17 protein-coding genes are annotated in these 19,782 nt (G+C 61.9%); 9 read left to right on the top strand and 8 right to left on the bottom strand.

Annotation, left to right across the window (positions count from 1 at the left end; genetic code table 11):
• The first annotated feature begins 407 nt into the window (after window positions 1–407).
• Both CK227_RS30615 and CK227_RS30610 read left to right on the top strand, forming a co-directional pair.
• On the top strand, window positions 408–1,847 hold the full coding sequence (locus CK227_RS30615; protein WP_095775615.1) for a pyridoxal-phosphate dependent enzyme: 1,440 nt from the start codon (window positions 408–410) through the stop codon (window positions 1,845–1,847).
• A complete protein-coding gene (locus tag CK227_RS30610; protein ID WP_095775614.1) occupies window positions 1,844–3,028 on the top strand; it encodes a PLP-dependent aspartate aminotransferase family protein in 1,185 nt (394 codons plus the stop codon). The genes CK227_RS30615 and CK227_RS30610 overlap by 4 nt, the downstream gene beginning before the upstream one ends.
• Before the next feature lie 85 nt (window positions 3,029–3,113).
• On the opposite strand, the gene CK227_RS30605 is transcribed toward CK227_RS30610, so the two are convergent.
• Both CK227_RS30605 and CK227_RS30600 read right to left on the bottom strand, forming a co-directional pair.
• On the bottom strand, window positions 3,114–3,926 hold the full coding sequence (locus tag CK227_RS30605) for a HEPN domain-containing protein (RefSeq protein WP_095775613.1): 813 nt from the start codon (window positions 3,924–3,926) through the stop codon (window positions 3,114–3,116).
• Window positions 3,919–5,157, bottom strand: coding sequence for a DUF262 domain-containing protein (locus CK227_RS30600; RefSeq protein WP_179296559.1), 1,239 nt, complete (start codon window positions 5,155–5,157; stop codon window positions 3,919–3,921). The genes CK227_RS30605 and CK227_RS30600 overlap by 8 nt, the downstream gene beginning before the upstream one ends.
• A 219-nt stretch (window positions 5,158–5,376) precedes the next feature.
• Here CK227_RS30600 and CK227_RS30595 point away from each other — a divergent pair, with 219 nt between their 5' ends.
• From CK227_RS30595 to CK227_RS30575, 4 genes are all read left to right on the top strand, one after another.
• Window positions 5,377–6,348 carry a GlxA family transcriptional regulator gene (locus tag CK227_RS30595; protein WP_095775611.1) on the top strand — a complete coding sequence of 324 codons (972 nt, stop codon included), beginning with the start codon at window positions 5,377–5,379 and terminating at the stop codon, window positions 6,346–6,348.
• Between the two features lie 865 nt (window positions 6,349–7,213).
• The gene (locus tag CK227_RS30590; RefSeq protein WP_095775610.1) at window positions 7,214–8,518 is read left to right on the top strand and encodes a Xaa-Pro peptidase family protein; all 1,305 of its coding nucleotides are present in this window, start codon (window positions 7,214–7,216) and stop codon (window positions 8,516–8,518) included.
• Window positions 8,519–8,864: 346 nt separating this feature from the next.
• Window positions 8,865–9,545 carry an isochorismatase family protein gene (locus CK227_RS30580; RefSeq protein WP_095775608.1) on the top strand — a complete coding sequence of 227 codons (681 nt, stop codon included), beginning with the start codon at window positions 8,865–8,867 and terminating at the stop codon, window positions 9,543–9,545.
• Entirely contained in the window at window positions 9,542–10,501 is a 960-nt protein-coding gene (locus CK227_RS30575) for an alpha/beta hydrolase (protein WP_095775607.1), read from the top strand. The genes CK227_RS30580 and CK227_RS30575 overlap by 4 nt, the downstream gene beginning before the upstream one ends.
• A gap of 3 nt (window positions 10,502–10,504) precedes the next feature.
• On the opposite strand, the gene dnaQ is transcribed toward CK227_RS30575, so the two are convergent.
• The 5 genes from dnaQ to CK227_RS30550 all read right to left on the bottom strand — a co-directional run bounded on the left by dnaQ (window position 10,505) and on the right by CK227_RS30550 (window position 14,213).
• Complete coding sequence (gene dnaQ, locus CK227_RS30570) at window positions 10,505–11,227, bottom strand: DNA polymerase III subunit epsilon (RefSeq protein ID WP_095775606.1); 723 nt, start codon at window positions 11,225–11,227, stop codon at window positions 10,505–10,507.
• A 97-nt stretch (window positions 11,228–11,324) separates the two neighbouring features.
• A complete protein-coding gene (gene coaE, locus CK227_RS30565; protein ID WP_095775605.1) occupies window positions 11,325–11,912 on the bottom strand; it encodes a dephospho-CoA kinase in 588 nt (195 codons plus the stop codon).
• On the bottom strand, window positions 11,909–12,751 hold the full coding sequence (locus CK227_RS30560) for a shikimate dehydrogenase (protein WP_095775604.1): 843 nt from the start codon (window positions 12,749–12,751) through the stop codon (window positions 11,909–11,911). The genes coaE and CK227_RS30560 overlap by 4 nt, the downstream gene beginning before the upstream one ends.
• Window positions 12,744–13,343 carry a Maf-like protein gene (locus CK227_RS30555; RefSeq protein WP_095775603.1) on the bottom strand — a complete coding sequence of 200 codons (600 nt, stop codon included), beginning with the start codon at window positions 13,341–13,343 and terminating at the stop codon, window positions 12,744–12,746. The genes CK227_RS30560 and CK227_RS30555 overlap by 8 nt, the downstream gene beginning before the upstream one ends.
• Before the next feature lie 48 nt (window positions 13,344–13,391).
• Complete coding sequence (locus CK227_RS30550) at window positions 13,392–14,213, bottom strand: pyruvate, water dikinase regulatory protein (RefSeq protein ID WP_095775602.1); 822 nt, start codon at window positions 14,211–14,213, stop codon at window positions 13,392–13,394.
• A gap of 403 nt (window positions 14,214–14,616) precedes the next feature.
• Here CK227_RS30550 and hemE point away from each other — a divergent pair, with 403 nt between their 5' ends.
• The 3 genes from hemE (at window position 14,617) to rho (ending at window position 17,614) form a co-directional block, all read left to right on the top strand.
• Window positions 14,617–15,648, top strand: coding sequence for a uroporphyrinogen decarboxylase (hemE, locus tag CK227_RS30545; protein WP_095775601.1), 1,032 nt, complete (start codon window positions 14,617–14,619; stop codon window positions 15,646–15,648).
• The gene (gene hemJ / locus CK227_RS30540) at window positions 15,648–16,184 is read left to right on the top strand and encodes a protoporphyrinogen oxidase HemJ (RefSeq protein WP_095775600.1); all 537 of its coding nucleotides are present in this window, start codon (window positions 15,648–15,650) and stop codon (window positions 16,182–16,184) included. Before hemE ends, hemJ begins: the two co-directional genes overlap by 1 nt.
• Window positions 16,185–16,348: 164 nt before the next feature.
• Complete coding sequence (rho, locus tag CK227_RS30535; RefSeq protein ID WP_095775599.1) at window positions 16,349–17,614, top strand: transcription termination factor Rho; 1,266 nt, start codon at window positions 16,349–16,351, stop codon at window positions 17,612–17,614.
• A 148-nt stretch (window positions 17,615–17,762) separates the two neighbouring features.
• Here the strand turns inward: rho and CK227_RS30530 are convergent, their stop codons facing one another.
• Entirely contained in the window at window positions 17,763–19,778 is a 2,016-nt protein-coding gene (locus CK227_RS30530) for a thioredoxin domain-containing protein (RefSeq protein ID WP_095775666.1), read from the bottom strand.
• Window positions 19,779–19,782: the final 4 nt, after the last annotated feature.

Genomic DNA, 19,782 nt, shown 5'->3' with positions numbered 1-19,782 from the left:
CTTTCCTCTACCCGGTCGATCGGGGGGTCCGAAGGACGGGCGAGACCCGTGGCTCGCCCCGGCAGTGGCTCGGCGAAGCCGAGACGGAGTGGGGGTCGACCAGCGCAGCATAAGACAATGCATGCGCCAAGCTGCCATGCACGCTATCGCCAAAGACCAGCTGCTTGGAAATGTGTGCATCCCGTAGCCCCTTGAGGGGGACATTAAGCGCCGCCTGGAATTTCATTCCTCGTCTGGCCGGCTGATTGGCACGTTCTATCTTCTTTCCCGCGACAAACGGCTGGAAAAGAGGCTACGCTGCCGCTCTGCCGGCTCAATCAAATAAGCAGAGCATGATGTCGTCCGAAAACCGCTTCACACTTTTCGGCATCATGCTCTAGGCGGTCGCTTGATCAGGGAGCTTCGATATGAGCGAGCACGGAAAAACCGCGCCAGGCAGCGCCCCCCCGGATGGCCAATCCTCGCGCCTGCGGCCACCTTATAAATCGGTACTCGACCTGATCGGCCAGACGCCGGTGGTCGAGCTGACCAAGTTCGACACCGGCAAATGCCGGCTGTTCATCAAGCTCGAAAGCCAGAACCCCGGCGGCTCGATCAAGGACCGCATCGCGCTGTCGATGATCGCGGCGGCGGAGAAAGAGGGCAAGCTCAAGCGGGGCGGCACCATCGTCGAGGCGACCGCCGGCAATACCGGCCTTGGCCTTGCCCAGGTCGGCATCCCCAAGGGCTACCGCATCGTGCTGGTCGTGCCGGACAAGATGTCGCGCGAGAAGATCCAGCATCTGCGCGCTCTTGGCGCCGAGGTGCGCATGACGCGCTCCGACGTCGGCAAGGGCCACCCGGAATATTACCAGGACATGGCCGAGAAGATCGCGGCGGAAGTGCCCGGCGCCTTCTATGCCAACCAGTTCGCCAATCCGGCCAACCCGCTGGCGCATGAGACGACCACCGGCCCGGAGATCTTTTCGCAGCTCGACGGCAATGTCGACGCGGTGGTGGTCGGCGTCGGCTCGGGCGGTACGCTGACCGGGCTTGGCCGCTACTTCGCCAAGGTGTCGCCGAAGACCGAAATGGTGCTGGCCGATCCAGTCGGCTCGGTGCTGGCGCCCTTGATCAAGACCGGCAAGATGGAAGAGGCCGGCAGCTGGACGGTGGAAGGCATAGGCGAGGATTTCGTGCCGCCCAATGCCGATCTGTCGCTGGTCAAGAAGGCCTATTCGATCACGGACAAGCAAAGCATGCTGGCGGTGCGCGATCTCCTGTCGCGCGAAGGCATTCTGGCTGGTTCGTCGTCGGGCACGCTTTTATCGGCCGCCTTGCGCTATTGCCGCGAGCAGACGACAGCGAAACGCGTCGTCACCTTCGTCTGCGACAGCGGCAACAAGTATCTGTCGAAGGTGTTCGACGATTTCTGGCTGGCCGAACAGGGTCTGGCCGAGCACGAGCAGCATGGCGATTTGCGCGACCTGGTCATGCGCACCCACCGCACCGGCGACACGGTCTATGTCGGCCCGGACGAAAGCCTGCTCAACGCCTATGGCCGCATGCGCCGCTCCGATGTCTCGCAGCTGCCGGTGCTGGAAGACGGCAAGCTGATCGGCATCGTCGACGAAAGCGATATCCTGGCCAAGGTCGACGGTCCCTATGACGGGCGCTGGGAGCGCTTCAACGGTCCGGTGCGCACGGCGATGACCTCCAATCTGCACACGCTGCAGGCCAGCCAGACGCTGGATGCGCTGCTGCCGGTGTTCGACCGCAACGAGGTCGCCATCATCTTCGACGGCGACGAGTTCGTCGGCCTGATCACCCGCATCGACCTAATCAACCATTTGAGGCGCGCACGATGACCAGCCACACACCACCACCATCGGGCAAGAATCGCCTGGCCTTCTCGACGCGCACCATCCATGGCGGCCAGAGCCACGACCCGCTGACCGGCGCGGTGATGGTGCCGATCTATGCCACATCGACCTACGGCCAGCAGTCGCCGGGCGTGCACAAGGGGTTCGAGTACGCCCGCAGCCAGAACCCGACGCGCTTTGCCTTCGAGCGCGCGGTGGCCGACCTCGAAAGCGGAACGGCCGCGTTTGCCTTCGCCTCCGGCCTGGCGGCGATCTCGACGGTGCTGGAGCTGCTCGATGCCGGCGCCCATATCGTCGCCACCGACGACATCTATGGCGGGTCGTTCCGGCTGATGGAGCGGGTGCGCAAGCGCTCGGCGGGCCTGCAGGTCTCGTTCGTCGACTTCACAGACCTTGCCGCGGTGGAAGCCGCGATCCGGCCGGAGACGAAGCTGCTGTGGGTCGAGACGCCGACCAACCCGCTGCTGCGCATCGTCGACCTCGAAGGCGTCGCAGCGCTGGCCAAGCGCAAGGGGATCCTCACCGTCGCCGACAACACGTTCTGCAGCCCCTATATCCAGCGGCCGCTGGAACTCGGCATCGACATCGTCGTGCACTCGACGACAAAGTATCTCAACGGCCATTCCGACATGGTCGGCGGGGTGGCCGTCGTCGGCGACAACAAGGAATTGGCGACCCAGCTGAAATTCCTGCAGAACGCCATCGGCGCCATATCGGGCCCGTTCGACAGTTTCCTGGCGCTGCGCGGCCTGAAGACGCTGGCCCTGAGGATGGAGCGGCATTCCGACAACGGGCTGAAGATCGCGCAGTGGCTGGAAGCGCGAAAGGATGTGCGCCGCGTGATCTATCCCGGCCTCGCCAGCCATCCGCAGCATTCCATCGCCGTCCAGCAGATGCACGCCTTCGGCGGCATGATATCAGCCGTGCTCGACCGCGATCTCGCCGGGACAAAACGCTTCCTCGAACGCACGCAATTGTTCACGCTCGCCGAAAGCCTCGGTGGGGTGGAGAGCCTGATCGAGCATCCGGCGCTGATGACGCATGGGTCGATCCCCGCCGAGAAGCGATCGGAGATCGGCATCTCGGATTCGCTGGTGCGGCTGTCGGCGGGGATCGAGGATGGCGACGATCTGATTGCCGATCTGGAGCAGGCGCTGGGGGGTTGAGGAGGGTGGGACACAGTCTCGCTGCGCATCCGACCGTTGCCCAACCCGTCGCTAGTGGGGACTATCAGCTTGCAGCGGCAAGCGTCTAACCTGCCCCCGCGGACGCTGCCGCGTCGTGCTTCGCCTTCTCGATTTCCTTGTTAAACTTCTGAAATGCATCATCCAACGCGCCGGAAAAAGCAGTTGTAAGGTGCCGAAAGAAGACCGCCCACTGATTGAAAACTGTTGAGCCTACACCAGCATTCTGAGAGATCGAATGAACGATTCCGTTCCGGAGTTCGTAAAACTCGGATACGCGCCGCTGAAGGGTTATATTGAACTGGTCCTTCGATGGAGTATTCAGAGCATCTCTGAGCGGTTTGGACTTATGCATCAGTTCTCCGAGCTTTGTTATACCCACTCTGCCGCAAAGCTCTGCCATAGTATCGAATCTCATATTGTTTTCGTGCTCAGACACCAGTTTTGCTTGGAACGACAGCATGTTGGTGCCGATCGGGTAATCGATTAACGCGTGTAGAACGGGCTCTGCCAAACCGGCCCATCCGGGAAAACCTTTTGGTTTGATTCGCGACAATTTTCCCGAGCCGGATCTCCAGTAGGTATCTATTAACTTATCCTTGAATTCACTCTTCAGAAACGCATATTCGACGATCACACTCTTGGCATACTCCTCCACCTGTTGCCGGACATACTCTTCAAAATGTGCCGCCAATAATACAATAGCTGCGGCGGCCATAGTATTTTTCCCGCCCGCTGGAACGAGAGGTAAAGCGGCACCAGCCACAAGAGTCGGAGCAAGGGCGTCCTGGAGCGACGACACGTCGATCGTCTTGACTAAAATCTCGAGGATAGACGCCTGCCTGTCGAATTCGGAGTCGGCAACTTTGAAATCAGGCATTTTGGATGCAAGCCGTAAAAAGCTGCTCCATGGCAGATATTCTCGCTCGGATGTCGGCTGCCGTGTTGGCGCGTCCTGTAAACTGCTCAATCTTCTCCGGGCTATCCAATGCAGCCCAATACGCAGATTGAATCGCTTGTTTTGCAGCGGCAAGGTCATTTCGCTTTGCCCAGAGTCGGTCAATAGCGATCATTACCGCATCGTACATACTCTCAGATCGTCGTTCCGTGTCGCCCGGCGATAGGCGGAAAGGCGCTCCATCGAAAAGTGCGTCAGCGAAGATCAGTCTTTCGGAAAATTGCTTAGAAATGATGCTCCCTTGCGCGGAAGTCATGTCTAGGTTGGCCTCCATGCATTTATCGAGGATAGAACGCATTGATCCCTTGATGCCCTTGTCATTCTGAAGAGCAAAGTATCTAAGAACAATCTGGCAATCGCCCATGGTCTGGTAGAGAGCATTTTTCTTTCTCTCAGGACTCTCATAGTCTGCCTCGGTGTATTCCGCGCTGTAAGGGGGGATTCCCCAAATGTTAGTAAAGGCCGGAGTTCTTGTCAAACTGATGATGGTATCATTGAATACACCAGAATAGACCGCATTGCGAATCTCTTGGGCGTTAAGCTTTTTTCCGCCTGTATTAAGTCGCTCGAAAACAAATTTCTTTAATTCGAGCACACGATTTGTGTTGGCGTCCCTCAATGAGGCGCGAGATTCTTTTAAAAGCACAATGGCGGATAGCGAGGCCCTCTCGAGTGTACGTTTCGTGCGAGGTGGGAGAGTCGCATAGGTGCGGCCCACTAATGGCGCCAGAACGCCTAACGACGACAATTTGAACTGATTGGCAAAGAACTCGCGAATCGCGAGAAGCCTTTGCTGGCCATCCATTACCTCATACCGTGCAAAATCACCTTCAAATAGAAAGATTGGGGGAACAGGTATGTTTAACAAAAACGATTCAATCAGCAATGACTTCTGTTTATTCGTCCATCTTGATCGCCTCTGGTATTCTGGCCTCAAATTTACGGTTTTCGATTCATCGACGACGTCTTTTATCTGTGGCAATAGAAAGTTATTTGTTTGATATATGGCTCTAAACGGCGAGTCGACGATTGATTTCTCGATCTCATCCACTGTCTTAAATGAAATCACATTGAAATCAGCATCAGCTTCTGCGTCATCCAATTCCTCGAATAGCGGATCGTCATCTTCATCTTTGCTGCCTATTGAACCCACTATGTCGTCTCCCTCGTAGTCGTAGCGGCTAAATTGCCGTGTTATGCAACAAATGGCTCTCGCAGGACAGGTGCCGATCGTCCCTCTCTTTTACGAGTCGTACTTCAACGAACGCCGACGCTATCCTCGTCCTACGTCGGCCGCCAGATAGCTGAGTGCACTTGTGCGGCTCCAGCAGGTACTATTGGTAGGTTGGCTCAGCCGGAGGCAAACGACGCCATGAACAACCCGCGCGAACCCGAAAAACCCACCGAACCCCTGACCTTCGCGGTGCTGGTGTTCCCCGGCTTTCCGATGATGGCGTTCAGCTCCGTCATCGAGCCGCTGCGTGCCGCCAACATTCTGGCGAAGCGGCAATGCTATCGCTGGATCATCGTCGGCGGCACGAAAGGCGCGGTCGAGGCGTCGAATGGGGTGGTCATCCAGCCGGGCTTCTATGCCGAGGATGCGCCGAAGGTCGACCGCATCGTCGTCTGCTCGGGCGGCGATGCCGACCATCTCGTCGCCGAGGACGCGGCGAGCTGGATCCGCCGCAGCCTGCGGGGTGGCGCCCATATCGGGGCGGTGGCGGATGCCGCCTTCTTCCTGGCGCGCGCCGGCCTGCTCGACGGCCATGCCTGCACCTTGCACTGGACCAGCCAGGCCGCCTTCACCGAGGCGTTTCCTGCAATCGAGCTGCGGCGCGACCTCTATGTCATCGACCGCAAGCGCTTCACCTCGGCCGGCGGCGTCGGCAGCCTCGACATGATGCTGGAGATCATCACCCGCGACTATGGCGCCGAGCTTGCCGCCGGCGTCGCCGAATGGTTCGTGCACAGCCAGCTGCGTTCCAGCGTCGACCGCAAGCTGATGCCGCTCAGGCTGCGCACCGGCGTGCAGAACGAGCTGGTGCTGTCGGCCATCGCCATCATGGAGGACGCGGTCGAGGAGCGGCTCGGCATGGCCGAGCTGACGGCGCGGCTCGGCGTCTCCTCCGACAAGCTCGAGCGCTCCTTTCGCTCCGAGCTCGCCATCTCGCCCAATGGCTACTACCGGCGGCTCAGGCTGAAGCGCGCCGCCGACCTTTTGGCGCATTCGACGCTCGCCGTGCGCGACGTGGCGCTGGCCTGCGGCTTTGCCTCGATGTCGAGCTTTGCCCGGGCTTTTCGGGAAGAGCATGGGCATCCGCCGAAGCTGGCGAGGAGGCATTAGAGACGGAACTCAATTTGCGTTCGCAAACCAAGGCTGAGATGCTGTAGCGAATAGGCGCTCATGCCGTTACGGCGACGATCCCGACCAACCCGGTCCTCGCCCAAAGATTTTACCAGACAACATTAACGTACCTCCAAAGAGCAGGAAGTTCGCAATGCCCATAAGTGCCGAAACTTGGAAACTTACGTAGCTGTACAAATTTGTCTGATCGCTTAGTTTCGGATACATGCCGAAATAGCCAGGACTACCAAAAAGGTAGCTGTATACTTCCAAATAGCTACACAGTAAGACTGCCACCACAAATATAATACTCATAATATTTAATCGCCAATCACTCCAACCCCTACGCAAATATGAAAAAATAACCCAAATTGGTATTGAGATACAATACGTTACTCCATAGCAAGCGCAGAATACGGCGATGTTAACCCACATAACATTATTCGCTAGGCAAAATTCATTTGAGCCGCGTTCGATTAAGTTCGAAAATTTCGGAAAAACAACGTCGCAGATTGGTACTATCTCAGCGTACCTGTAAATAACAACAGTAAATATGCCGAAAAACACACAGAAAACAAACGACCAGACGATCAGCTTGCCTACCAATGCGCGCCACGGCAGAAAAGTAAATTCCAGCTGCCCGACCAATCCATTCGTCCCCTACCGTTTCTAGGTACTGGTCGTTTCTTCTACATCCGGAAAGTTACTGAAGACCCAAAGGCCAATGTCACTCCTGCGGGGATCGATTTTCCACGATCAGTTGAGTACGGCGGCATTCCGCACAACAAGCGCGGTTTTCCGCACAATGCCTCCGCCGCTGCTGCGCCATGGTCACGTCTTGCAACCGATCCAAGGCCGAACCCCCATGAGCATCGTCGTATTCGACCCCGACAGCACCGAGGACGTCGACTTCAAGGACCGCATGCGCCACCCGGCGGCGGCTGATCCGGCGGGAGGCATGTGGCTGTCGGACACCGAGCCGTCCTTCATCGATGCCGATGCCTTGCGCAAAGGCCGGCTGGCGAAACTGCGCGGCTGGATGCGCGACGCCGGCTATGGCGGGGTGGTGCTGTTCGACCCGTACAACCAGCGCTACGCCACCGGCTCGCGCAACATGTTCGGCTACTTCCTGCGCAACTCGACCCGTTATTTCTTTATTCCCACCGAAGGGCCGATCGTGCTGTTCGAATATCCGCAGAGCTACCATGTCTCGATGGTGCTCGACACGATCGACGAGGCGCGGCCGTCCAAGCTCGTTTGGTCGTCGGTCTCCGGCCGTGACGACGAAACCGCCGGGCCCTTCGCCGACGAGATCGCCGAGCTCCTGAAGAAGCATGGCGGCGGCTCGATGAAGCTCGGCCTCGACCGCTGCAGCCATCTGCAGGCGCTGGCGCTGGAAAAGCGCGGCTGCGAGGTCAGGGATTGCCAGGGCGAAATCCTGGCGGTGCGCGCGGTGAAGACGCCTGAGGAGGTGAAATGCCTGCAGGTGTCGATGGCCGGCGCGGAGGCCGCGGTCTATGCGGTGCGCGAGGCGATCAAGCCCGGCGTCTCCGAAAACGAGCTGTTCGCCATCATGTATGGCGAGGTCATCCGCCAGGGCGGCGAGTTCATCGAGACGCGGCTGCTCACATCGGGCCAGCGCACCAATCCGTGGTTCAACGAGGCCAGCGGCCGCAAGATCCGGCCGGGCGAGCTGCTCGCGCTCGATACCGACACGATCGGCTGCTACGGCTATTACTCCGATTTCTCCCGCACCTTCCGCTGCGGGCCGGGCAAGCCGACGCCTTATCAGAAATCGCTCTACCGCATGGCGCACGACCAGGTTCAGCACAATATTTCGATCGTCAAGCCCGGCATGGCGTTTCGCGAAATCGCCGAAAAGGCCTGGAAGATCCCCGACCGCTTCGTCGACCAGCGCTATACCTCGGTGATGCACGGCGTCGGCATGCATGGCGAGACACCGTTCATCGCCCATGCCATGGATTACGAGACCTATGGCCGCGACGGCCATATCGTGCCAGGCATGGTGGTGAGCGTGGAAAGCTATATCGGCGAGAAGGGCGGCCGCGAGGGCGTCAAGCTGGAGGACGAAATTCTGATCACCGAGACGGGCACCGAGCTTCTGTCGCGCTTTCCCTATGAGGACGAGTTTCTGGAGAAGCAGGTTTGATGCCTACTGTCCGCCTCCGTGATGTGACCTTCGCGGCTGGCGCAGCCTCCCATCGCTTCGTCATCCTAGGGCGGAGCAAGGAGCGCAGCGACGCGGCGCAGACCCCTGGAGCTGCTCCGCAGCCCAAGGGATCCATGCCGGGACTCCGAAGCGTTGCTACGGTTCAGGTTCTGCTCCGTCGCATCCTTCGACCGAGGTCACGGCATGGATCCTCGGGTCTCCGCGACGGAGCTTCGCTCCTGCTCCGCCCGTGGATGACGAAGGTGGGGAAGCGGCGACCAATCGCCAGCGTTAGCGCCGGCTCGCTGAACAGAACGGCGCGGACTGCCGACGCGGGCCCACTTGCATGAAAAGCCCCATCTCCATCAGCAGAGGCACGGTGGCCGCAATCTTCATCGACCTGCAGGAAGAGCACCGGCAGGACAAGCGCTATCTCGTCGAGGGTTTCGCCGGCATCCTGGCCAACGTCCAGCGGCTGCAAGAAGCGGCGCGCGCCAACCACGCGCCGCTCCAGCATTGGGCCTATATCGTCGATCTCGACAAGCAGGACCGGCCGTTTCATCCGCTCGGTGCCGACGGCAAGTCGGCCTTTTCCGACAAGTCCGATCCGCTGACCGAGATCTGCCATGAAGTGGCGCCGGCCAGGGACGAAGCGCTGCTGATCAAGGCCGAGGCCAGCGCCTTCCGCAGCGGGCCGGCGGCGGATCTGCTCAAGGCGTCAGGCATCGAATGGCTGGTCATCGCCGGCGTCTGGACCGAGGCCTGCATCGATGCATCAGTCAAGGACGCCGTGGCGAAAGGTTTTCGCGTGCTCCTGGTCAAGGATGCCTGCGGCAGCGGCAGCGCGGCCATGCACCAGACCGGCATCCTCAACCTCGCCAACCGGCTCTATGGCGGGGCGGTCACCGACACCGACGGCGCCTGCCGGCTGCTGGCCGGCGAGACGGTCACCGCCTGGCAGGTCGAGGGGTCGGTGCCGCTGCGCTTCACCTTCGACAACGCAGCGGCGCTCTACGCCGATCTATGACGGCAGACCGACACCGCGGCAAATACGAAACACGGCTCGACCCGGCATTGTGGGCCTATATCGACAGTGTCGACGCCTGGTACCCGCCCGAGGTGATCGGCCTGCCGATCGACAGGCAGCGCGCGGTCTATGACAGGATGTGCCGGGCTTTCCATCAGGGCCGGCCCGCCGGGGTCAAGGCCAGCGACAGCCTGGTCGCCGCCCCGGGCCACGGCATACCGATCCGCCGCTACCAGCTCGCCGGCAAGGCCGCGCGGGCCATGGTGCTCTATTTCCATGGCGGCGGCTTCATCCTGGGTAACCTCGACAGCCATGACGACATCTGCGCCGAGATCTGCGCCGGCACCGGCTTCGACGTGGTGTCGGTCGACTACCGGCTGGCACCCGAGCATGTCCATCCCGCCGCCTTCGACGATGCGATGGCCGCCTTCGCATGGGCGGCGGAGACGTCAGGCCTGCCGGTCGTTCTGTGCGGCGAGAGCGCCGGCGGCAATCTGGCAGCCGCCGTGGCGCAGGCGACGCGCCGGCATATCAGGGCCGCGATCGGCCAGGTGCTGATCTATCCCGGCCTCGGCGGCGACGAGGCCGCCGGCTCCTATGTCGAACATGCCGAGGCGCCGCTGCTGTCCGTCGGCGACATCGCCTTCTACCGCGACGTCCGTTCAGGCAAGCGGCAATCGCCGGACGACCCGACCTTTTCACCGCTGCGCGGCCGCGACCTTTCCGGCCTGCCGCCGACGGTGATCACAACGGCCGAGTGCGACCCGCTATCGTCCGACGGCGAGGTCTACCGCGACCGCATCGTTGCGGCCGGCGGCAAGGCCTGGTGGCATGAAGAGAAGCGCCTGGTTCACAGTTTCCTGCGCGCCCGCACCACGGTGCCGGCCGCGGCGGAGGCGTTTGCGCGCATCATCGCGGCGATTGCATCACTGGGGCGGGGCGAGTGGCCGTATTGAGTCCTACGACGCCGCGACGCTCTTTTCGGAGGAATTGGCTTTCAGCCAGAGCGCCTTTTCGCCGAGCGTGGCGACCATGGCGGCATGCGCCGCACGCTCCGCTTCGGTCAGGCGCGGCAGCAGCGGCCTTGGGCGCTCGGCGACGATGATCTCGATATGGCGGACATTCTCGCCCTGTGCCGGCGCGGTGGCGCTGTCGAGGATAAGCGCCGCCTGCTTGCCGCCGATCAGCTCGATATAGACCTCGGCCAGCAATTCGGAATCGAGCAGCGCGCCGTGCTTGGTACGCTTGGTGTTGTCGATGCCGTAGCGCCGGCAGAGCGCATCGAGCGAATTGGGGCCCATCGGGTGCTTGCGGCGCGCCAGCGCCAGCGTGTCGACGACACGGCCGGGATCGACGACGGGATGGCCGAGCCGGCCGAATTCGACATTGAGGAAGCCGATGTCGAAAGTGGCGTTGTGGGCGACCAGCCTGGCGCCGTCGGTGAAGGTCAGCCATTCCTCGGCGATTTCGGCGAAGGTCGGCTTGCCGGCGAGATCGGCCGCGCTGATGCCGTGCACCGCCTGCGCCTCCTCATGGATCGCCCGGCCTTGCGGGTTGATATAGTGGTGGAACGTCCTGCCGGTCGGGAAACGGTTGACCAGTTCGACGCCGCCCAGCTCGATCACGCGGTCGTCGCGTGAATCAAGGCCGGTGGTTTCCGTATCGAAGATGATCTCGCGCATCGAATCAGTTTGCTCCTGGGGGCAGAATCACGAGACCGGAACAAAATGGCAATGCCTGTTTTGCCTTCTCCCCTTGTGGGAGAAGGGAAGGAAGCCGTCAGCGACCCCCGATCAGTTCGGCGATGATGCCGGCGACGGCGGCACGCGCGGCGTCCAGCCCCTGGCCGGTGTCGATGACGAAATCGGCCAGCCTGCGCTTCTCCTCATCCGGCAATTGCTTGGCCAGAATCGCCGCCAGTTTTTCTTCCGTCATGCCCGGCCGGGCCAGCACGCGCTGGCGCTGGACTTCGGCGGGCGCCGTGACGACGACGACCTTGTCGACGCGGCCACGGCCGCCGGTTTCGAAGAGCAGCGGAATGTCGAGCACGGCGATCGATTCGCCCGCGTTACGATGCCTGGCCAGGAAGGCGTCGGCGTCGGCGCGCACCAGCGGATGGATGATGGCTTCCAGCCGCTTCAGCGCGGCGGCATCGCCAAGCACGCGCGCGCCAAGTTTTACGCGGTCGACCACGCCATCGACAGCCGTTCCGGGAAACGCGGCCTCGATCAGAGGTGCCGCCGCGCCGGAATAGAGGCGATGCACCGCCTCGTCGGAATCATGGACCGGCACGCCCGCCTCGGCGAACATTTTGGCCGTGGTCGACTTGCCCATGCCGATCGAGCCGGTGAGACCGAGCACGATCATGGTTTCGGCACCAGATCGGCAACGATGAGCGCGCGCAGCTCAGCCGTGACCTGCGGCCTGACGCCGAACCAATGTTCGAAGCCGGGCACGGCCTGGTTGAGCAGCATGCCGAGGCCGTCGACCGTCTTCAGCCCCCTGGCGCGCGCGGCGGCGAGCAAAGGCGTTTCCAGCGGCACATAGACGAGGTCGGTGACGATGGCGTGGGCCGGCAGCAGGGCCGGGTCGGCGGCGAGACCTTCATTGCCGACCATGCCGAGCGCGGTGGTGTTGACCAGCAGGCCGGCGTCGGCCAGCAATTCGTTGGTCGCCGCCGTGCCATGCGCCGAAACGCCGGCGCCGAAACGGTCGCGCAATTCCTGCGCCCGTGCCAGCGTGCGGTTGACGATGCGGATGTCGGAAAAACCGCGTTGCTTCAGCGCCTGGATGACGGCGCGCGACGCGCCGCCGGCGCCGAGCACGACCGCGGGGCCCGTATTCGCCCAGCCGGGCGCGTAATCATCGAGGTTGGCGGCAAAGCCGTGACCGTCGGTGTTGCCGCCCCAAAGGAGACCATCCTCGAACCACAGCGTGTTGACGGCGCCGATTTCTTCGGCCGCCTGGTCGCGGCGGTGGACGAGAGCGAAGGCGGCTTCCTTGTGCGGAATGGTGACATTGCCGCCGCGAAACCCGTTTGCCTGCAATGTCGCGATGAATTCGGCAAAATCCTGCGGCGCCACGTCGATCGCCTCGTAGCTGCCGTCGATGCCGTGCTGGACCAGCCAGTGGCCGTGGATCTTCGGTGACCGCGAATGCTTGATCGGGTGGCCGGTGACAAAAGCCTTCTTCGTTGCCTCAACCATCGATGGCTCCGAGCGTGCGCAATTCCGCCAGCAGCGGCAAAAGCGGCAGGCCGACAATGGTGAAATAATCGCCTTCGATCTTTTCGAAGAGCTGGATGCCTTCGCCTTCGATCTGGTAGGCACCGACGCTGGCCAGCGCCTTGGCGCCGACACGGGCGAGATGGCGGCCGATGAAGCCTGGGTCGAGCTTGCGCATGGTCATGCCGGCGATGCCGACATGGCGCCACAGCACCTTGCCGTCACGCACCAGCACGGCGGCGCTGTTGAGCTGATGGGTCCTGCCCGACAGCGCCAGGAGATGGCGCCGCGCGCCTTCCATGTCGGCCGGCTTGTGGAACACTTCGTCACCCAAAGACAAAGTCTGGTCGCAGCCGAGCACCAGCGCGCCGGGCCTTCGTTCGCTGACCTCGATGGCCTTGGCCTCGGCCAGCACCAGGGCAACATCCTCCGGCGAAACGCCGCTGTCCTGCAACGGCGCCTCGAGCGCGCGCTCGTCGACATCGGCCGGCACCGCCTCGATGTCGAGGCCAGCATGGATGAGCATCGCCTTGCGGAATGGACTGCCGGAAGCGAGGATGATTTTTTCGGTCATGGTTGTTCACCAGGGTCGGCGTTCCGTCACGCACGTATCTTGTCTGCCCTAGCGCGACTTCCCCCGCAGGGCAACGATCGCCGCGGCCGTTTCCTCGATCGAGCGGCGGCTGACGTCGATCATCGGCCAGCCATGGCGCGTGCAGATCTGGCGGGCGTAGGCGAGTTCCTCGTTGATGGCGGCGCGGTCGACATAGTCGGTCGGCACGTAGGAGCTGCTGTTGCCTAGGATGCGGTTCTGGCGGACATGCGAAATGCGCTCGGCGGTGGCGATCAGCCCGACGATCAGCGGCGTCTTGGCGGCAACCAGGCTTTCCGGCACCGGCACGCCGAGCACGATCGGGATGTTGGCGGTCTTGATGCCGCGGTTGGCGAGATAGATGCTGGTCGGCGTCTTCGACGTCCGCGAAATGCCGATCAGCACGACATCGGCATCGTCCATATTGGCCGGCAGCTGGCCGTCATCATGGTCCATGGTGAAGTTGAGGGCATCGATGCGGCGGAAATATTCGGCGTCGAGAACGTGCTGGGCGCCGACGCGGCGGCCGGCCGGCGTGCCGAGATAGGACTGGAAGACGGTGAGCACCGGCTCCAGCACCGACACACAGGGCAGGCCCATGGTGGCGCAGCGTTCGTCGATGCCGCGCGCCAGTTTCTGGTCGACGACCGTATAGAGAATGATGCCCGGCTCCTCCTCTATGTCCTCGAACACCTTGGCCACCTGCTTTTCGGTGCGGATGAGGGGATAGATGTGTTCAATCGCCCGCGCGTCCTTGTATTGCGCCGAAGCCGCCCGCCCGGCGGCGAGCAGCGTTTCGCCGGTCGCGTCGGAAATCAGGTGCAGGTGAAAGAAGCTCTGGGGTTTGTTCACAGGGGATCACCTGGGGCTGTGGGCGGATGTGGATAAGCCGGGACAGAAAGAGCGGCCGGTCGGGAGCGACTGTATCAGATGGCAGTTTGTCCACAATTCGATGCTCTGTCAGCTTCGCCGGCCGGCTGGGGACAAATCTGGGGACGGTCCCTTTTGCCTTTCGGCCATCCACAGGGCGGGGCTCTTCCTTGGCTTGCTAACGCTTTGACTCCGATGACGGATTCCGGACTATCCCCAGAACCCCGAGGCTGGGAGAGGCGAGCGCGCGACAATATGCTTGCTGGCTTTTTGGCTGACGAAGCGGGACAGGTGACAACCACCACAACCAACAGACTCTTAGAATCAGAAGAATCTTAGATATAAGAATCTTTGATTTAGGAAGGCCGGGAGAGGCGAGCGCTCAATGCCCAAAAGCCGGATCATGCTGGACGTCCTGAAGGGCGAGGCGCACTTTCCGCCTCCGCTCTGGATGATGCGTCAGGCCGGACGTTATCTGCCGGAGTATCGCGAAACGCGCAGGCGTGCCGGTTCCTTCCTCGACCTGTGCTACGATCCCGACCTTGCGGTGGAAGTGACCTTGCAGCCGATCGAGCGCTTCGGCTTCGATGCCTCGATCCTGTTCTCCGACATCCTTGTCGTTCCGCATGCGCTCGGCCGCGACGTGCGCTTCGAGGAAGGGCGGGGACCGCTGCTGACGCCGATCTCGGTGGCCGATATCATGGCTCTGGAAAGCGATGTGTTTCACGTGAATCTCGAACCGGTCTACGAGACGGTTCGCCGGCTGCGGGCAAAACTGCCTGATGAAACCACGCTGATCGGCTTCTGCGGCGCACCGTGGACGGTGGCGACCTATATGATCGCCGGCCATGGCACGCCAGACCAGGCGCCGGCGCGGCTGTTCGCCTATCGCGAGCCGGCTGCGTTTCAACATCTCCTGAAGGTGCTTGCCGACCATTCGGCGGCCTATCTGATCCGGCAGATCGAAGCCGGGGCGGATGTGGTGCAGATTTTCGATTCCTGGTCCGGCGTGCTCGACGATGCGACGTTCGACCAGTTTTGCGTTTGGCCGGTGGCCGAGATCGTCAGGCAGGTACGGGCCGTCCATCCCGATGTGCCGATCATCGGCTTCCCCAAGGGCGCCGGCGCCCGCTACCGCACCTATCGCCAGAAGACCGGCGTGACGGGGCTGGGGATCGACTGGACGGTGCCGCTGGCGGCGGCGAAGGATTTGCAGCGATCGGGTGCGGTCCAGGGCAATCTCGATCCCTTGCGCCTCGTGGCCGGCGGCAAGGCGCTGTCGGACGGCGTCGAGGCGATCCTGAAAGCGCTGGGAGACGGGCCGCTGATCTTCAATCTCGGCCACGGCATCACGCCGGAGACGCCGATCGCGCATGTCGAGGCGATGGTGAAGCAGGTGAGGAGCGCGACACGCTGATGAATGAGACAAACAACACCAACAGCACCGGACAGGCGATGATGCGCATGATCGTCAGCATCGTTGTGCTGATCGTGCTGACGGCGCTTCTGTTTTTCGTCGCACCCGAAAGTTTCTATCCCTGGGCAAAGGCGATCCATATCCTTGCCGTCATTTCCTGGATGGCCGGCATGCTCTATCTGCCGCGGCTGTTCGTCTATCACGTCGATGCCGAGAAAGGGTCGGTGCAGTCGGAGACCTTCAAGGTGATGGAGCGGCGCCTGCTGCGCGGGATCATCAATCCGGCGATGATCGTTACCTGGGTGTTCGGCTTGTGGCTCGCCTGGAAAATCTTCGGCTTCCAGGGCGGCTGGCTGCACGCCAAGATCGGCCTGGTGCTGCTTTTGTCCGCCGTTCACGGCTATCTGGCCGGCGCGGTGCGGAAATTCGCCGAAGATCGCAACGAAAAACCGGCGAGGCACTGGCGGATCGTCAACGAGATCCCCACATTGCTGATGATCGCCATCGTGATCCTGGTTGTCGTCAAGCCATTCTGAGGCCGATCGGGCCCCTTAAAACGCTGCTTGCTCTTTGATCCGACCGACGATAAAAGACGGGTCTTCCTTCCCGTCATGCGCCGCCCCTCATTATTTTCGGCCGCGCCCGGCATTTGTCGCATCCCGCCGATATTTTTCTCCCAAAGCGCACCCAGAGTCCGTCTATGCAAGAAATGAAACTTACCGAATTCAAGAACAAGAAGCCGCCAGAGCTGATCGCTTATGCCGAATCGCTCGAGGTCGAGAATGCCAGCGTCATGCGCAAGCAGGAGCTGATGTTCGCGATCCTGAAGAAGCTGGCCGCACAGGATATCGAGATCATCGGCGACGGTGTGGTCGAAGTCCTGCAGGATGGCTTCGGCTTCCTGCGCTCCGCCAATGCCAACTACCTGCCAGGTCCCGACGACATCTACATCTCGCCGTCGCAGATCCGGCGCTTTTCGCTGAAGACCGGCGATACGGTCGAAGGGCCGATCCGCAGCCCGAAGGAAGGCGAGCGCTATTTCGCGCTGCTCAAGGTCAATACCATCAATTTCGACGACCCCGAAAAGATCCGTCACAAGATCCATTTCGACAATCTGACGCCGCTCTATCCGACCAAGCGGCTGAAGATGGAGATCGACAATTCGACCAGCAAGGACATCTCGGCGCGCGTGATCGACCTGGTCGCGCCGATCGGCAAGGGACAGCGCGCGTTGATCAACGCGCAGCCGCGGACCGGCAAGACGGTTCTCATGCAGAACATTGCCCACTCGATCACCGCCAACCACCCGGAATGCTATCTGATCGTGCTTTTGATCGACGAGCGGCCGGAGGAAGTGACAGACATGCAGCGCTCGGTGAAGGGCGAGGTGATCTCCTCGACCTTCGACGAACCGGCGGTGCGCCACGTCCAGGTTGCCGAGATGGTCATCGAGAAGGCCAAGCGGCTGGTCGAGCATGGCCGTGACGTCGTCATCCTGCTCGATTCCATCACCCGCCTCGGCCGTGCCTACAACACCGTCGTGCCGTCATCCGGCAAGGTGCTGACCGGCGGTGTCGACGCCAATGCGCTGCAGCGGCCGAAGCGCTTCTTCGGCGCCGCCCGCAACATCGAGGAAGGTGGCTCGCTGACCATCATCGCGACCGCGCTGATCGACACCGGCAGCCGCATGGACGAAGTCATCTTCGAGGAGTTCAAGGGCACCGGCAACTGCGAAATCCAGCTCGACCGCAAGGTCGCCGACAAGCGCATCTATCCGGCGATGGACATACTGAAGTCCGGTACCCGCAAGGAAGACCTGCTGGTGCCGCGCGCGGACTTGCAGAAGATCTTCGTGCTGCGCCGCATCCTGGCGCCGATGGGAACGACCGATGCGATCGAGTTCCTCATCGACAAGCTGAAGCAGACCAAGACCAATGCCGATTTCTTCGATTCGATGAATACGTAAGGGCTTACCCTCCCCCTTGTGGGGAGGGTCGATCCGCGCAGCGGAGCGGGGGTCAGCACTGAGGCTGGCGTTTCACCCCCCGTCTCCCGATCTACGCTTCGCCACGATCGCGAGCCGACCCTCCCCACGAGGGGGGGAGGGTGAGGAGCTATCGCCGCAACAGCCGCTCCAGCTCTCCAGCATCCGTCACCACCGGCAAACACACCTGCCCGGTACACAGCCAGGCACCGGCTTTGTCGGTCGGTGGCAGAATCCCGCCGGGCAGCAAGGGTCGATTCGTTTCCGAACCAATCGCGGCAATGATGTCGACGCGGCGCGGGTCGGGGCACCGATTCGCAACCGGAACGAGCTTTGGATCCTCTAGAATGTCGACGATGACCAGTTTCAAAGGCTCGATGGCAAGCGCGCAGGCATTGACGATGCCGGCCTGGCCATAGGCCTGGTGCGCGGCGCGGCCGGCCGCATGTTCGGCGATTTTCCAGGCTTTTTCGCCGAGATCGAGATCGCCGGTAACGGAGGCGAGCCGCACGAGTGCCGCGATGATCTGGCTGGTGGCTGAGGAAATGGCCTCGTCGACATCGCCCCTGATACGGATCGGCACGTCGGTGCTGTCCGAGGCGGTCAGATAGTAGCCTGTGCCGGCGGCGTCGGTGTGCCAATGGTCGAGCTGTTCGATGAACTGCTTCGCCTGGTCGATGTAGCTCCAATCGCCGGACGCCTCGAACAGCGAGATCGCCGCATTGGCCATGGCGGCGTAATCGCTCGACAAAGCGGGAAACAGTTTTCTGGCACCAAGCATGGAATGCGGCAAGCGGCCGTCGCGGCTGGCGCCGGAGATGTGGGCAAACGCCTTGGCCGCTGCCTCGATGCAGTCGGGCCGGCCCAGCGAGCGACCGGCCTCGGCGAGTGCCGCGATCATCAGGCCGTTCCAGTCGGTGAGGGTCTTGGCATCGAGGCCTGGCCTGACGCGCTCCTCCCGCACCGCGAGAAGCCTGGCTTTGAGCGGCATGAGTTTTTCGCGGTCGGCCACGCTTTGGGCTTGCTGGCCACGGGTTTGATGGACGACCGGCTTGCCTTCCCAGCCATGCGGGGCAGATAGCGTGAAGTATTTGAAAAACAAGGCTGAATCGCTACCAAGGACGGCTTCGATCTCTTGCCGGTTCCAGGTGTAGAACAGCCCTTCCTCGCCTTCGCTGTCGGCGTCGAGGCTGGCTGCGAAGGCGCCGCCGGTGACGCGCATTTCGCGCAGCAGCCAGTCGACCGTCTCTTCGATTCGTATCCGGAACAAATGATTACCGCTTGCCGAAAAGGCCCAGTTGCAGAAGCGGATCAGCTCAGCATTGTCGTAGAGCATCTTCTCGAAATGCGGCACCAGCCATTCCGCATCGGTTGAGTAGCGGCTGAGCCCACCGCCAATATGATCGTAAATGCCGCCGCCCAGCATCCGTTCCAGGCTGACCAGCAGGTCGTCACGATGCGCGGCGTTGCCATCGCGCAGCCAGGACAGCCACAGCGTCAGCATGAATGGCGCGTTGGGGAATTTCGGCGCGCCACGCAGGCCGCCAAGGTCGCGGTCGATCATGCCGTCGATGCGGCCGGCGAGGTCGGCGAGCGTGCCGCGGTCGAGGCTCTGCCTGGCATGCATGCCGGAGAGCCGCGCCTCGACATGGGAGGTCAACCCATCGGCGCTCTGGTGCAGGCTGTCGCGTTTCTCGCGCCAGGCCTTGTCGACCGCTTCCATGACCTGGATGAAGCCCGGGCGGCCATAGCGCGCCTCGCGCGGAAAATAGGTGCCGCCCCAGAATGGCTTGCCGTCCGGCGTCAGGAACATGGTCAGCGGCCAGCCGCCTTGCTCGCCCATCGAGGAGAGCGCGGCCATGTAGATCTGGTCGATGTCGGGTCGCTCCTCGCGGTCGACCTTGATATTGACGAACAGACGGTTCATGACGGCGGCGACGCCGTCATTCTCGAAGCTTTCATGCGCCATGACATGGCACCAGTGGCAGGCGGCATAGCCGACGGAGAGCAGGATCGGGCGATCGAGCGTCCTTGCTTCTTCGAGCGATGCCGGCGACCAGGCCCGCCAATGCACGGGATTGCCGCTGTGCTGCTGCAGATAGGGGCTGGCCTCTTCGGCAAGCAGGTTTTGCGCGGGCAATGTCACGATG

The organism is Mesorhizobium sp. WSM4308, assembly GCF_002294905.1.
Classification (GTDB): domain Bacteria; phylum Pseudomonadota; class Alphaproteobacteria; order Rhizobiales; family Rhizobiaceae; genus Mesorhizobium.
This window is presented reverse-complemented; position numbering and strand designations above follow the sequence as displayed.